The 15475-nt window shown below is 36.0% G+C and carries 16 protein-coding genes; all 16 read left to right on the top strand.

Annotated elements, in window-relative coordinates; genetic code table 11:
- Window positions 1–30 precede the first annotated feature (30 nt).
- The 16 genes from DESAMIL20_RS08900 to purD all read left to right on the top strand — a co-directional run bounded on the left by DESAMIL20_RS08900 (window position 31) and on the right by purD (window position 15475).
- Entirely contained in the window at window positions 31–1800 is a 1770-nt protein-coding gene (locus DESAMIL20_RS08900) for a thiamine pyrophosphate-dependent enzyme (RefSeq protein ID WP_086034746.1), read from the top strand.
- Entirely contained in the window at window positions 1797–2228 is a 432-nt protein-coding gene (locus tag DESAMIL20_RS08895; RefSeq protein WP_086034502.1) for a 2-oxoacid:acceptor oxidoreductase family protein, read from the top strand. The genes DESAMIL20_RS08900 and DESAMIL20_RS08895 overlap by 4 nt, the downstream gene beginning before the upstream one ends.
- Entirely contained in the window at window positions 2215–3486 is a 1272-nt protein-coding gene (locus DESAMIL20_RS08890; protein ID WP_162287160.1) for a phenylacetate--CoA ligase family protein, read from the top strand. The genes DESAMIL20_RS08895 and DESAMIL20_RS08890 overlap by 14 nt, the downstream gene beginning before the upstream one ends.
- A 46-nt stretch (window positions 3487–3532) precedes the next feature.
- Window positions 3533–4381 (top strand): motility-associated protein, encoded by an 849-nt coding sequence (locus DESAMIL20_RS08885; protein WP_086034501.1) that lies wholly within the window; start codon window positions 3533–3535, stop codon window positions 4379–4381.
- The gene (locus DESAMIL20_RS08880; RefSeq protein WP_086034500.1) at window positions 4381–5199 is read left to right on the top strand and encodes a flagellar motor protein MotB; all 819 of its coding nucleotides are present in this window, start codon (window positions 4381–4383) and stop codon (window positions 5197–5199) included. Before DESAMIL20_RS08885 ends, DESAMIL20_RS08880 begins: the two co-directional genes overlap by 1 nt.
- 230 nt (window positions 5200–5429) lie before the next feature.
- Window positions 5430–6938 carry a glutamate synthase-related protein gene (locus tag DESAMIL20_RS08875; RefSeq protein ID WP_086034499.1) on the top strand — a complete coding sequence of 503 codons (1509 nt, stop codon included), beginning with the start codon at window positions 5430–5432 and terminating at the stop codon, window positions 6936–6938.
- 1 nt (window position 6939) lies between these two features.
- A complete protein-coding gene (locus DESAMIL20_RS08870) occupies window positions 6940–7374 on the top strand; it encodes a 4Fe-4S dicluster domain-containing protein (protein ID WP_086034498.1) in 435 nt (144 codons plus the stop codon).
- Window positions 7375–7382: 8 nt separating this feature from the next.
- Window positions 7383–8639, top strand: coding sequence for an NAD(P)/FAD-dependent oxidoreductase (locus DESAMIL20_RS08865; RefSeq protein WP_086034497.1), 1257 nt, complete (start codon window positions 7383–7385; stop codon window positions 8637–8639).
- A 6-nt stretch (window positions 8640–8645) separates the two neighbouring features.
- The gene (locus tag DESAMIL20_RS08860; RefSeq protein ID WP_086034496.1) at window positions 8646–9809 is read left to right on the top strand and encodes a class II glutamine amidotransferase; all 1164 of its coding nucleotides are present in this window, start codon (window positions 8646–8648) and stop codon (window positions 9807–9809) included.
- Window positions 9796–10539, top strand: coding sequence for a GltB/FmdC/FwdC-like GXGXG domain-containing protein (locus tag DESAMIL20_RS08855; protein ID WP_086034495.1), 744 nt, complete (start codon window positions 9796–9798; stop codon window positions 10537–10539). The genes DESAMIL20_RS08860 and DESAMIL20_RS08855 overlap by 14 nt, the downstream gene beginning before the upstream one ends.
- Window positions 10540–10554: 15 nt before the next feature.
- Window positions 10555–10929, top strand: a complete 375-nt coding sequence (locus DESAMIL20_RS08850) for a Fur family transcriptional regulator (protein ID WP_086034494.1) — start codon at window positions 10555–10557, stop codon at window positions 10927–10929.
- Window positions 10930–11994 carry an MlaE family ABC transporter permease gene (locus DESAMIL20_RS08845; protein WP_086034493.1) on the top strand — a complete coding sequence of 355 codons (1065 nt, stop codon included), beginning with the start codon at window positions 10930–10932 and terminating at the stop codon, window positions 11992–11994. It begins immediately after the preceding gene.
- Window positions 11979–12749, top strand: coding sequence for an ABC transporter ATP-binding protein (locus DESAMIL20_RS08840; protein WP_086034492.1), 771 nt, complete (start codon window positions 11979–11981; stop codon window positions 12747–12749). The genes DESAMIL20_RS08845 and DESAMIL20_RS08840 overlap by 16 nt, the downstream gene beginning before the upstream one ends.
- A complete protein-coding gene (locus tag DESAMIL20_RS08835) occupies window positions 12733–13668 on the top strand; it encodes an MlaD family protein (RefSeq protein WP_086034491.1) in 936 nt (311 codons plus the stop codon). Before DESAMIL20_RS08840 ends, DESAMIL20_RS08835 begins: the two co-directional genes overlap by 17 nt.
- Window positions 13665–14219 (top strand): hypothetical protein, encoded by a 555-nt coding sequence (locus DESAMIL20_RS08830; protein WP_086034490.1) that lies wholly within the window; start codon window positions 13665–13667, stop codon window positions 14217–14219. The genes DESAMIL20_RS08835 and DESAMIL20_RS08830 overlap by 4 nt, the downstream gene beginning before the upstream one ends.
- On the top strand, window positions 14216–15475 hold the full coding sequence (purD, locus tag DESAMIL20_RS08825) for a phosphoribosylamine--glycine ligase (protein WP_086034489.1): 1260 nt from the start codon (window positions 14216–14218) through the stop codon (window positions 15473–15475). The genes DESAMIL20_RS08830 and purD overlap by 4 nt, the downstream gene beginning before the upstream one ends.

The raw sequence follows: 15475 nt of genomic DNA, 5'->3' as shown, positions 1-15475 counted from the left end.
AAATTTATATTTTTTGCTAAAAATATAACTATGATAAAAGTTTTGTCTGGAAACGAAGCAATAGCTCACGCGCTTTTAGAAAACAATGTAAGGTTTGCAAGTGGTTATCCTGGCACACCATCAAGCGAGATACTAACTACAGCGTTAAAAATTAAATCAAAGTATAATTTAGATGCCTATATTGAATGGTCGATAAACGAAAAAGTTGCATTAGAAGAAGCTATAAGCGCAAGTTTTGCTTGCGTTGACTCAGCGTTTTTTTGTAAACAAGTGGGACTTAATGTGGCACTTGATCCTTTAATGAGTGCTGCACTTACTGGAACAAACGCAGCTCTTTTAATTGTTGCAGCCGATGATCCTGGCCCTTATTCTTCTCAAACAGAACAAGATTCACGATTTTTGGCTTTTTTTGCTAAAATCCCTGTTTTTGATCCATCCGATATAAAAGAAGCTTATGATTTTACAAAGAAAGCACTAAAATTAAGCAGGCAATACCAATTACCCGTGATGTTAAGGACCACAATGCGTATATCTCATGGTCGACAAAATATAAATATAAAAGAAAAAATTGAAAATATTGAGCTTAATGCCAATTTCGAAAAAAACCCATCGCGCTTTGCGGCTACGCCAAAGCTAAGGTATATTTTGCACAAAAAACTAAACGAAAAACTCTACACTATAGCGTCAAAAAATCAGTTAAAATTTGATTTTTCTGGGAAAATTCTCATTATTTCAAGTGGTTTGGTCTATAGCAACATCTATGAGCTCATCTTGGAGCATAATTTAGAAGATAAAGTCACGCTTGCAAAGTCAGATATGCCCTATCCATTGTCAGATGTTGATTTGACAAGTTTTGAGAGGGTTATAACAGTAGAAGAAACATACCCTTTAATAGAGCTACAGTTAAATACACAGGGCAGAAGAAACAACTTAGTACCTAAAGAAGGCGAGCTTACTTTTGATGTGTGCGAAAAAATTTTGTACAATATAGGCGTTTTAAGGTCATTTACTCCAGTTAATGTTGATTTTAAAGACAAACCCCCATCATTATGTCCAGGCTGTGCGCACAGAAGCGCTTTTTTTGAAATTAAGCAAGTTTACAAGGATGCTATTTTTACAGGCGATATTGGTTGTTATACGCTTGGTGTAAATTTAGGTGCAACAGACACAGTCCACTGCATGGGAGCAAGCGTTTCGTTTGCTTTTGGTTTTAATAAAGCGTTTAAGCTTTCTGCAAAAAAACAGCATATTGTAGCTATTATTGGTGATTCTACTTTTTTTCACACAGGTTTGACTGCATTAATTGATGCTATTCATAATAAAGCGGCCTTTTTGCTTGTAATACTTGATAACTCTACTGTAGCAATGACTGGCAATCAAAAAACACTCTCTAGCTCAACTGATTCGCTTGAGTCTAGTGCAAAGTCAATCAGTATTGAAAAAATCATTCAAAGCTTAGGTGCGAGTTTTTTGGAGGTTATAGACCCATATGATTATCAAAAAAGCATCGAAACACTAATTGCGTCGAAGCGTTGCATTGATCAAAATCAAGAAATTGCCGTTATAATTTTTAGACATTTATGTATAAACACAGATGAAGGGCTAAAAAATAACCCAGTTGTTAAAGTTTTCGTAGATGATAATTGCAAAGGTTGCAAACTATGTATCGATGAGTTTGAGTGTCAATCACTTGTATTTAATGAACAAACTCAAAAAGTTGAGATAGATAGAAAAACATGCATTGACTGCGCACAGTGTATTTATTCTTGCCCATTTAACTCTATTGGTGTGTTAGAATGAAGATTGTATTGCTTGGTAGAGGCGGTGAGGGCGTTTTATACCTCTCAAGGCTCATTATAAAGTTATTTGGAGATCAAAATATTCTTTCTAGCGAAATTCATGGTATGGCAAAAAAAGGTGGACTAGTTGAAGTGCACTTAAAAATTGGTAATTACAAAAGCCCCGTTATCGGTTATAAAAAAGCAGATTTGGTTGTGTTGTTAAATAATTTTTTTGAAAAGCTTGGATTTGCGTACTCGCAAAATGTTATCTATCTTAGCAATGATGAATTGGACTACATAACAAAAGCTAATCCCAAAATGCTCAATATTTATATGTTTGGCAAACTAGCAAAAAAACTGAACGTTAACTATAAAAAAGCATTGAGCTTAATTGATCAAAAAAACTATGAATTTTTTAATAAGGGGTACAATAATGATATTCAGTAAGCAGTATGAGACTATGCCTCAAGAAGAACTCCAAAAACTTCAACTCAAGCGCTTAAGACAAACACTTTTTTTGATAAAGAATTCTAACTCTGCACTGAAAACAAAATACACATCAATAGAGCCTGATGACATAAAAAGCCTTGACGACTTAAAAAAACTCCCCTTTACCACAAAAGAAGAGCTAAGGAATTGCTACCCGCTAAATCATATAACTTTTCCTGACAAAGTAGTAAGAATACACACAAGCTCTGGCACTACTGGCACACCTGTAATAAATGCTATGACGCAAGCCGATGTGGAAAGTTGGGCAGAAATTGCAGCAAGGTGTTTTTTTGCAGCAGGCGCTTCAGGCAAGGATAGAGTCCAGATTATGCCATCATTTGGTTTATTTAACGGTGGCTTTGGGTTTCACTTTGGTGCACAGAAAATCGGTGCTTTTATTATACCAATGGGGGCTGGTAGAACACTGCTTCAACTTAAATTTATTAAAGATTTTCAAACCAGTGTCATTTGCTCTATAGCCTCATACCCACAAAGGCTCATTGAGGTAGCAAATCAAAACGATTTTGATTTTTCACAAACAGGTTTGCGTATTGCGATTTTAGGTGCTGAAACATGGTCTGATGAGTTAAGGACACGCGTTGAAAGCCAAATGGGAGTCAGCGCCTTTGATATTATTGGCATGACAGAAACGGGTGGCGTAGGCATGGGCATTGATTGCGAGGCAAAATCGGGCATACATATATGGGAAGACCATTATATAGCAGAAATTGTAAATCCAAATACTTTAGAGCCAGTTGATGATGGTGTTGAAGGCGAGCTTGTTATTACTACACTTACAAGGGAAGGTTTGCCTTTAATAAGATATCGCACAAAAGACATAACAAAAATTATTACAAGAGACAAATGCGACTGCGGCAGGACGCACCTTAGAGTCTCTCGCCTTAAAGGGCGTACAGATGACATGTTAAAGGTGAAAGGCGTTAATTTTTATCCTTCGCAGATCGAACAGATTCTATTGCAATACAAAACGATTGGGCCTTATTATCAGATTGTGCTTGAAAACTCAAAAGGTAAAGACGAAATTACGATAATTTTGGAGAAAATAAACGGCTTTTCAAATGAAGCAAGAAATAGATTAGAAAACGCGCTTTACGATTTGCTTGGTTTTCATTGTATATTGCAGGTAGTTCCAGAAAATACAATACAAAGAACGCCAGGCAAAATGGTAAGGGTTATCGATAAAAGAAAAAAATAACTTTATTTTTTTGGTTATGTTCCGATTGTATTAGTGTGAGGTATAGATGAATATAATAGGCGTGGTCCTTACCATTGCTGCCATTCTAACAGGGTTTATTTTGGGTGGCGGAAAGCCGCTTGTCTTGATACAGATATCGGAGTATATCGTTTTATTTGGGGGCGCTGCGGGTATACTTGTGGCTTCTACCACACCTTCTATAATGAAGGATGCCATAAAGGTTATTGCTGGATTTGCAAAGTCAAATCAATTAAGTAAAAAAGTATACTTAGAATTACTATTGTTTATTTATCATTTATCCGTTAAAGTAAGAAGGGATGGCATTTTATCGCTTGAGGCTATTGTTGATAAACCTGAAGAAAGCCCTGTCATGCAGTCCAATACATTTTTGCTTAAAAATAAAGAAGCAAGAGAGTTTGTAATTGATGCTATAAGAAATATTGTGACGGGCATTGAGATAGAAAAGCTTGACGAAATGCTTGATTCAAATATTGAAGTTGTAGAAAAAGAAATGTCTTTAGCTCCAAAGATGGTTGCTAAGATTGCAGAAAGTATGCCAGGCATGGGTATTGTTGCTGCTGTTATGGGTGTTATCTTGGCTATGGGAGCTTTGGGCGGTTCTATTTTAGAGGTAGGTCAGCATGTAGCAGGAGCGCTTACTGGCACATTTTTGGGTTTGTTGCTTTGTTATGTTGTGATTGGTCCAATGGCCACTGTCCAGGAATTGAAAAACGAAGATTTCATAGGGTATCTGAAATCACTTAAAGTTGGTATTATTTCGATAGCCAAAGGTGATGCACCTATTATTGCTATGGAGTCTGTGAGACAAACTGTGGCACCAACTTACCGCACCGAATTTGACGAGGTTGAGAAACTTGCCAAAGAGAGGCGCTAATGGCAGATAACACCAACTTAGTACGCAAGAAAAGATGCAAAAAACTAAAACAACCAGAATCAAGCGTATGGGAGATAGCCTATGGTGATTTTATGACTTCTATGATGGCTTTTTTCCTTGTTATGTGGCTTGTTGCAGCTACAAACGAACAGCAAAGAAAAATTATTGAGTACTACTTTACGCACCCTATGCAATCTGTAAGTGTGTCGCAGGGTAGTGGTCTAAACTCATCAAAAGGGGTGTTTGATATAGGCTCAAAACAGCTTGTAGTGAGCCAGACCCCATCGGAAAATAAGCCCATTGCAATAAACAATCAAGCAACGCGAGCCGCAAAATATTCAAACCCCTATGAAATGCAAAATCAAATGACATCAATTTTGGGTAAAATCCAAGAGGCGATAAAATCAAACAAAGAAATAGCCCCATATGGCGCACAGATAAAATTTTCAATTAACGAAGAAGGTTTAAACATTATTCTGTTTGATAAAAACGATAAACCAATGTTTGCAAATGGCTCCACCAAACCCGAACCATACACAATAGATATATTAAAAATCATAGCCTCCAACATCAGGCCACTGCCAAATAAACTTGTTATAGAAGGCTATGCAAATTACACTCCTACAATTTCTGGACCATCTAACTGGGATTTGTCTATTGGAAGGGCAAATAAAGCTAGAAAAATTTTAGAAAGCCAAGGTATAGTATCCGAGCGCTTTAGTAGCATTGTAGGCTATGGTGATACAAGATCCATGCCTGGTACACTACCACAGGATTCTGTAAATAGACGTATAGTTGTATTAATTAAAAAACTCTAAGTTGGTTTTTGTATAAGCCAAAAATTTGACTTACAAATATTAAATTTGTTGTAAAGTAGTGTGAAACTTTAAAATATATATTGTATATTTGTTAATAAATTATTATTTATAAATTGCCTATGTGCAATTATTGTTTAAAATATAATAACTACTATTGACAATAATCACTTTTTGTTGTATGTATTTATCCTTAAAATATATTTTGTTAAAAGAGGTAAAAAGTGAAGTGGATGAAAGATGTCAAAACCTATACCCCGCCAGATTTTCATGTTATAAGAGATCCAGATAGGTGTATTAAGTGTAAAGCTTGTGTTGAGCAATGTTCATTTGATGCAACATTTTATGATGAAGAAGAAGATAAAATATGGAACTGGGATGCAAAATGTGTGGGTTGTAATAGATGCGCTGCATTTTGTCCAACAGAAGCCATAACTATAGAAAATCGCACAAGCCCATATCGTATAAACGAAAGTTGGGGCAAGTGGAATGTGGTTGGCGTTAAAAAAAGAGCCGCTTTTGGTGGTGCACCAGTTGTGTCTATGGGTGCTGATAAGCCCTACATTGTCTATTGGGATCACATGCTTATTAATGCTTCTCAAGTCACAAACCCATCCATTGACCCGCTAAGAGAGCCAATGGAATTAAAGACCTTTTTAGGTAAAAAGGTTGATCATTTAGAAATAGAAAACGGTAAGCTAAAGACAGCGTTATCTCCTCAGCTGGAGATTGAACTACCCATAATGTTTGCTGCAATGAGCTATGGTGCTTTAAATTACAATGTAATAGAGGCTATAGGAAGAGCAGCTCTTGAGCTTGGCACATATTTTAATTCTGGCGAAGGTGGTCTCCATAAAGACCATTATAAATTCAAAGGTAATATTATAGTTCAAGTGGCAAGCGGTCGTTTTGGTGTGCACAAGGAGTATTTAGATGTAGCAAGCGCCATTGAAATAAAAATTGGCCAGGGTGCAAAGCCCGGCATTGGCGGACATTTGCCTGGCGAGAAGGTTACAGCATCAATTGCTCAAACACGAATGATACCAAAAGGCACAGATGCTCTAAGCCCCGCACCGCATCATGATATATATTCTATTGAAGATTTAAGAGAGCTCATATTTGCCTTAAAAGAAGCAACAGAGTACAAGAAACCTATTTTTGTTAAAATTGCTTGTGTTCATAATATTGCCGCCATTGCAAGCGGAGTTGCTCAAGCGGGAGCTGATGTAATTGTGCTTGATGGCTTCAAAGGTGGCACAGGTGCTTCGCCTCAAGTTATTAGAGACAATGTAGGCCTTCCCATAGAGCTTGGCCTTGCAAGCGTTGATGATAGATTAAGGCAGGAAGGCTTAAGGGGCAAAATTTCTCTTATAGCTTCAGGTGGTATAAGAAACTCAATGGATGTTGTAAAAGCTATTGCATTGGGGGCAGATGCAGTATACATTGGCACCGCAACGCTTATTGCTATAGGCTGTACAATGTGTCAGCAATGTCATACAGGCAGGTGCGCATGGGGCATAGCAACACAAGATCCATTTTTATCAAAGCGCCAAAACCCCAACATTGCGGCTCAAAGACTTGTGAATCTGGTAAATGTTTGGGGTTTGGAGATAAAAGAAACCTTAGGGGCTATGGGTATTAATTCCATAGAATCACTAAAGGGCAACAGACTTGCCCTAAGAGGTTTCGATTTAAACGAAAAAGAAATGGAAATTTTAGGCATACTGCATGCAGGAGAATAAAATGAAGCTTGTTAAAATAAACGAAGATAATTGCGTATATTGCCATCTGTGCGAAGTAGCTTGCAAAACTGAGCACTCTGTATCCAAAGATATAATTAAGGCTGTTAAAAAAGAAAATGTTTTATCTCGATGCACTGCTGAATTTAACTATCCCTACTCGGCTTCCATTATGTGCAGACACTGCGATGACGCACCATGTATTTTTGCTTGTCAGAATGGTTCTATGCATAGGGATGAGAGGGGTTATGTCGTTGTAGATCAAGATACATGCGTGGGTTGCTGGATGTGCGTGATGGTTTGCCCATACGGTGTAATCAAACAAGGTGAAAATAAAGATTGGGGTTTGTCTGTTAAGTGCGATATGTGTCCAGATAGAAGTATTCCTGCGTGTGTTGAGGCATGCCCTAACGAAGCTTTAACTTTTGAAGAGTTGTGAGGATTTAAATGAAGTATGTAATAATAGGAAATTCTGTGGCAGGTATTAATGCTGCAACAGCTATTAGGCAAAATGATACTCAAGGTGAGATTTTAATTATATCAGATGAGCAAACAAGGCCTTATTCAAGGCCATTGCTGCCAAACTGGGTAATTGGTGAGGTAAGCTTTTCGCAAGAGAGAATGTTTTACAGAAGAAATGATTTTTTTGAGAAAAACAATATAAAAACCCTGCTTGGCAAAAAGGTTGAATCTATTGACACAAAAGCTAAAATAGTTTCAATTTCAAACTCAGAAAGTTTACCATACGACAAACTTATTATCACAAGCGGTGCAAGCGCAATATTGCCAAAAAATATTGTTGGCATAGAACTTGAGGGTATTCATACACTAACAAACATTAAAGGAGCAAGAAAGTTAAAGGAAAATCTAGACAATATCGGATCCATTGTTATAGTAGGAGCTGGCCTTATTGGCACAAAAATGGCTTACGATTTGTCAAAAATTGGTAAAAAAGTAGTGCTTGTTGAGCTTGCAAAAAGGGTTTTGTTTCCAGCGCTTGATGATTATGCTGCAGGACTCATTCAAGAAGAGTTAAAAGAAAATGGTGTAGAAATAATTCTAAATGATTCTGTTGTGCAATTAAATGGCGATGAGAAAGTTAGCGAAGTTGTACTTGCAAGCAATAAAAAAATACCTTGCGATGCATGTTTGTTAAGCGTCGGCGTTTTCCCAAACATTCCTTTTGTTGATGAAAATATCAAAGTTGACAGAGGTATTGTAGTTGATGATTATCTAAAGGCCTGCGATGATTGCTATGCAGCAGGCGATGTCGCAAGTGTGTATGATATTGTTGCAAATATTAGACGGCCTATTCCTATATTGCCTCTTGCTGCCAAGGAAGGCTTTATTTCAGGCTTGAATGCAAGTGGATCTGAAGTTAAATTTAATGGCGGTTTTGCTATGAACTCCATTGAAATAGGAAATATTGGCTTTATTTCTATGGGTTTAATAGAAAGCGACAATGATGAGGTGCTTGAATACAAAAAAGACAATGAGTATAGAAAATTTATCATTAGAGACAATAGGCTAATCGGTGTCATTCTTGTAAATAATGTTGAAAAAGTTGGTATGTTTAATTGGATGATAGAAAAAGGTTTTGATGTTTCATGGATAAAGGATACATTTTTAAATAGCGATTTTGGGTGGAAATATTTTGATAAGGCCTTTAGAGTGTTAAGGCTTGATAGAAAATTAAAAGGGTAGGTATATATGGTTGAAATAAAAAATAATCAAAGTTTTGCTATTACTAATGATTCAAAGGATGCATCAGGTTGTGGCATCTTTGGTATCTTTAATACAAAAGGCGAGCTTATAGATGGTAGTAGGGTTGTCTCTGCCATTGATATAATGCGTGATAGGGGAAATGGTTTGGGCTCAGGATATGCTGCATACGGTATATACCCAGAATTTAAAAACTATTATGCTTTACATTTAATGATTGACGATGATTTAGCCAAGCGTGCTGTTGAGGATTTTTTAGAACGCAGAGTTACGGTAGCAGAGCGTTCTGGTATACCCACAAGGGGTATGAAAAACAGAAAGAGGCCTATGTTTTTTGTGTATTTTGTATTACCAAGGGCTCAAGGTACGAAGGCAGAAAGCGAATATATGAGCGAATCTGACGCAGATGAATTTATCAATAAGCTTGTAATTTTTATAAACGAAAATATAAATGGTGCCTTTGTTATCTCAAGTGGCAAAAATATGGGTGTATTTAAGGGTATAGGCTATCCTGATGAGATTGCAAACTTTTTTAGAATTGAGCGCTACAAAGCTTTTTGTTGGACTGCTCATAACCGTTTTCCAACAAATACGCCGGGCTGGTGGGGAGGCGCACATCCATTTGGGTTGCTTGATTGGACAGTGGTTCACAACGGTGAGATTTCTTCGTATGGTGCAAATAAACGCTATTTAGAAATGTACGGGTATAAGTGCACTCAAAAAACTGATACAGAAGCAATTGTGTATTTGGCAGATTTAATTGTAAGAAAACACCACATACCGTTAGAGTTGCTGGCTAAAATATTCAGCGCACCTCTTTGGGAAGAAATTGAAAAGATGCCACAAGAACAAAAACAACTATACAAAGCATTAAGAATAATTTATGGAAGAGCCCTACTTAATGGACCATTTTCAATTTTATTGACATTTAAAGGTGGAATAATGGCGCTAAACGATAGAATTAAATTGAGGCCTTTAGTTGTGGGCAAAAAAGATAATACATATTATTTTTCAAGCGAAGAAGCGGCTATAAAGCACGTATGTAGCGATATAAAAGATATTAATTCGCCGGATGCAGGCGAGCCTGTTATTGCAAGACTCACCGATGAGGCTTATAATGTTTATTATGGGGTAGAAGATGAAGAGGATTGATGCACATAATCTTAAATATGCTGTTTTAAACGAGTTAGTAAGACAGGCTATTGCAGAGGGTTGCAAGAAAATTATACTTGATGGCGTTTGCGGACAATACTATATTGGCTGTGGAGTAGCAAAGCCTGTAGAAATAGTGATTAATGGTGTACCAGGCAATGATTTGGGTGCGTTTATGGAAGGTCCTGCTATCGTTGTTAATGAGGATGCTCAAGACGGCATAGGTAACACAATGAGTTCTGGCGAAATAATTATACATGGCAATGCGGGCGATGTGCTTGGCTATAGTATGCGAGGGGGGTCAATTTTTGTAAAAGGTAATGTAGGCTATAGGGCATGCATACATATGAAAGCTTACAAAGAAGATATAAGCCCAACAGTGGTTATAGGTGGTTGTGCTGGCGCTTTTATGGGCGAGTATATGGCGGGTGGCACATTAATACTACTTGGATTAAATAGGGATAAAAAACGCTTAACGGGCAATTATTTGGGCACTGGTATGCATGGTGGTGCAATTTTTGTAAGACAAGGTGTAGACGAAACACTTTGTTCTAATGAAGTTATTTTAAGTAAACCAGATGATAAAGATATGGAGAAAATCTTAGCAAATGTTAAAAAATTTTGTAGTATTTTTGGTTACGATTGTGATAAAATTGCCAAAGATGAGTTTGTAAAAATTACACCAAAGAGCAAAAGGCCTTATGGGAATTTGTACATCCCAGGACCTTAAACAAAAGGAGGCTGTATGAGAAAAAACACTAAACAACGTAGTATGGTTTACGAAGAGTTAAAATCAAGGTACGATCATCCCACACCAGAAGAGCTTTACTACGCGATAAAACCCAAATATCCAAAGATTTCCATTGCTACAATTTATAGAAATTTGCGCATATTAGCAGAAGAAGGCAAAGTTATAGAGATTAAAAGTGACAAAAATGTTTTGCGCTATGATGCAAAAACAGAGCCCCACTACCATTTTAAATGCACAAACTGCTCTGCTGTGTTGGATTTAGATATAGCCTATAATAAAGAGTTAGACGAAGAATTAAACAAAAAAGGTTATAAAGTAAATTACCATTCTATCATATTTTATGGTTTGTGTCCAAATTGTGCAAAATAAATGAACCAGCAATACGCATTTTTTGAAGTAAAAGATAAAACTCTTTTCTTAAAAGGAGGTTGGGTTGTTGAAAATGTAGCATTCATTAAAAAGAATCTTTTGGGTTTAGTTGGTTTTGAGCGTGTTGATATCTCACTTATTAATGAGATAGACACATTTGGTGGCCTTCTTATATGCGATAGTTTTGATAAAGCAAAACTATGCGGCAATAATAAAAAGGTAGAAAGTGTCGTTAAGCTTGTTTTGCAAAATACGGCTCAAATCCCTTCTATAAAAAAGAAAAGCTTACTTTTGCGTTTCAGCATTTACCTAGAAAGAAAAGTTAAAGATTATGTGTTTTTTTTAAATTTTTTAGGTAAGTCGACAGTTGATTTCATATCAAAAATTTCTGATTTTGAATTTAGAGCATTTGCAAAAGACATTCAAAATATGGGCGTAGGTGCCATAGGTATTGTGGGTGTTTTGTCATTTTTAATAGGTCTTGTTATTGCGTATCAATCTGCGGCTCAATTGAAGCAATTTGGTGCGAATATTTTTATTGTTGATCTGGTTAGCATTTCAATTGTAAGAGAATTAGGACCTTTAATTGTAGCAATAATAGTTTCTGGCAGAAGCGCAAGCAGCTATGCAGCATCTATTGGTTTGATGAAGGTTCAAGAGGAAATTGACACGCTTGATACAATGGGTGTTTCGCCTTACACATTGCTCGTTTTGCCACGCATACTCTCACTTTTTATAGTAATGCCACTCTTGATTGTGTTTGCTGACATTGTTGGAATTTTTGGTGGTATGATCATCTCAAACCTTATTTTAAATGTGAATTTTGCTGAGTTTTTAGAAAGGGCAAGCCGTGTGGTTACAATCAAGTCTTTTTTATCCGGGATTGTTAAGGGGCCCGTATTTGGTATTGTTATAGCTTTAATTGGTACAAGTGAAGGCTTTAAGGTAGAGCAAAAAACAGAAAGCATAGGTTTTCATGTGACGGCAAGTGTTGTAAAGAGCATTTTTAGCATAATTGCTATTGATGCAGCATTTTCTGTGATTTATAGATGGTTAAAGATTTAATAATTCAAGTTAGAAATCTACAAAGTGCCTATGGTGAGCGCATAATACATGAAAATTTAAATTTAGATATATACAGAGGCGAAATTTTGGCTATAATTGGCGGTTCTGGTTCTGGTAAAACCACGCTTTTAAAGGAATTAATCTTATTAAAAGAGCCAAAGCAAGGCGATTATTTAATAGACGGCATAAATGCAAAAAATTTAAGTTTTAAGCAAAAGCAAGCTATAAAAAATAAGATTGGCGTAATGTTCCAGTCAGCTGCATTATTTAGTAGTTTAAGCGTGGGCGAAAATATTGTATATGTGATAAAAAAACGCTATAATATAGATGATGAAACAGCAAAAAATATGGCTATGTTGAAAATAAAATTGGCAGATTTAGATGAGAATGCGTATTGGCTATACCCCAGTGAGTTATCAGGCGGTATGAAAAAAAAGGCAGCGCTTGCACGTGCACTGGCAGTGGATCCCAAGATTTTATTTTTGGATGAGCCAGTAAGTGGTTTAGATCCCATTAGTGCAGACGAGTTTGATAAAACGATTAAAAAACTTGTTGATTTGTTGGGTATTAGTGTAATTATGATAACGCATGATTTGTCATCACTTTTAATTGCAAATAGAGTTGCAATTATTGCAAATAAAACAATCATATTCTGCGATACACCAGATAAAATTCACACAGTTGATAATAACTGGGTTAGAGAATTATTTATGGGTGAGCGCGGCAAGAGGTTTTTGGATGGAAACAAAGCCTAACTACATACTTGTTGGTGCTTTTGTTATCGTTTTAAGCGCCGCTATTGTAATTATACTGCTTTGGCTTTTTGGCTATAGAGCAAACGAGTCTTATAAAACTTACTTGATTCTAACAAAGTATTCGGTTAATGGTCTTTCGCAAAACTCGCTTGTTAAATATAAAGGCGTAAATGTAGGTAGTGTTGAAAAAATTGATATTGACCCAAATAACCCAGAAATTGTAAGGATTTTTATAAAAGTAAAAAGCAATATACCCATTAAAACGGACACAATTGCTAGTGTTTCTGTACAAGGACTAACAGGTCTTGCATCTATTGATTTAACAGGAGGCACAAAAAATGCGCCATCGCTTGAAAGTGTTGATCATCATGAGTACCCTATAATAAAATCTAAAATGAGTGAGCTACAAAAAATCTCGCAAGCTCTCCCAAGCTTATTAGATAGCGCAAATACATTAATAAAAAGTATGAGTGAGGTATTTAATGAAAACAACAGACAGCAAATATCATCAATTTTAAAAAACACAGATAAAGTAAGCAAAGAACTATTCGTTGAATTAAGCAATCTAAACTCTACCATAAATAAGACAAACGAAGCTATGGATTCTATAAAACAAGCGGGCCAAAGCGCAAAAGATGCTTTTTTGTCAACAAATAAGCTTATAGAAAGCTTGCAGGAAAGCTCAAAAAATCTTGCTCAAATAAGTTTGAATCTCAATCAGCTCATAAGTGAAAACAAAAATCAAGTAAATTACTTTACACACGAAAGTTTATACAATCTAAACAAATTAATAGAAGAGGTTAATAAGACCACCAAAACAACGAATGCATTGATTAACGAATTAAGATCAAATCCGTCATATATACTTTATGGAAAGCCAAAAACGCCAGCACCAACAGAAAAAGGAAGTACGCAATGAGAAAAATATTTGTGTTTTTAGCATTAAGTTTCTTCTTGGTTTCTTGTTCTCTTAAGGTAAAAAATCAAAATAATACCGGTTATACTTATTTATCGCCTAAGGTGAATTTAACATTTAATAAACCTGGTATCTGTGTCAATTTAGATGGTGTTGAATCCAATAAATTGCATAACAACTATATTTTGTATGAAGCAAATGGTAAATATGATTATTTTGCTTACTCAAAATGGATAAACTCACCTCCTACGATGTTAAAAGATTTTATTTTAGAAAATATTGTCTATATAAAGCTAGATCCGTATGCTAAATACAGACTAAAAGTTTTGCTTTTTGATTTTGAGCCGCATTTTAACAAAGACAATAATTTTTTCTATTTTAAAGCAAGGGCTTTTTTCTATAACTCTAGCTATGAGCTTTTGTCAAGTAAAATATTTGACTATAAGGTTGAAATTAAGCAAAAAACAAATGAATCTATGTTATCTAGCGCAAGTAAAGCAACTGAAGATTTTTTGAAAAATTTAAATGAATGGTTAGCAGGAGAGACAAAATGAATGTACTGGTTATTGGAAACGGTGCAAGAGAGCATGCAATCATATACAAGCTTGCACAAAGTTCCTTGTGTGAAAAAATTTACTGCGCAAAAGGCAATGCTGGCACATTAAAACTTGCTACAAACGTAGATATTTCACCTTTAGATTTTGAGGCTATAGTTGAATTTTGTAAGCAAAACTCCATTGAGTTTGTTGTAGTTGGTCCAGAAGAGCCTTTGGCAAATGGTATAGTGGATTATTTAAACGATTTTGGCATATCTGCCTTCGGTCCTACAAAAAAAGCTGCAATGCTGGAATCAAGCAAGTCTTTTTGCAAAAATCTATGCAAAAAGTACGCAATACCCACAGCCGCTTATGAAGTGTTCGATAATTTTGATAAAGCTTTTGAGTATATAAAGGATGCAAAATATCCATTGGTTATAAAGGCAGATGGTTTGGCTGCAGGAAAGGGTGTGGTTATTGCCCATGAAGGAAAAGAAGCTTTAATGCACCTGCAAGATTGCTTTAACAATAAAAAATTTGGCCAAGCTGGTAATAGGGTTGTTATAGAAGAATTTTTAGAGGGAGAAGAGCTATCGTATATGGTTTTTTGCGATGGGGAAAATTTTGTTCCTATGCTAGCATCGCAGGATCACAAGAGGGTTTTTGATGGTGATTTAGGTCCAAATACAGGCGGTATGGGTGCATACGCAAAAGCCCCGATTGTAAATGAAATTGAAGATGATTGCAAGAGGATTATAAAGCAAACAATATATGCTCTAGAAAGCGAAGGTATAGATTATAGGGGCGTTTTATACGCAGGCCTTATGGTTGTGGATAAAAAGCCTTATGTGCTAGAGTATAATTGCCGCTTTGGCGACCCAGAAACTCAGGTGGTGTTGCCGCTTTTAAAGAGCGATCTTTTAGATATTATGATTAAATGCACAAACTCAAACCTAAATGATTACAAAATTGCATTTGAGAATCGATTTGCAGTAAGCGTTGTGCTTGCAAGTAAAGGATATCCCGTATCCAGCGAGAAAGATAAGCCAATATTTGGTTTAGATGATGTAGGCGATGCGCTTGTATTTCATGCTGGCACATACAAAAAAGATGGTAAAATTTTTACAAATGGTGGCAGGGTATTAAATATTGTAGCACTAGATGCAGATTTTAGGAAAGCTATAAAAAAGGCTTATGAAGCGGTTGGTAAGGTTAATTTTGATGGTATGCATTTTAGGCGAGATATTGGCAAAAAAGCCTTAAAATACCTGTAG

Source organism: Desulfurella amilsii, assembly GCF_002119425.1.
Lineage (GTDB): Bacteria > Campylobacterota_A > Desulfurellia > Desulfurellales > Desulfurellaceae > Desulfurella > Desulfurella amilsii.
The sequence above is the reverse complement of the archived record's forward strand: the minus strand, read 5'-3'. Positions and strand labels throughout refer to the sequence as shown.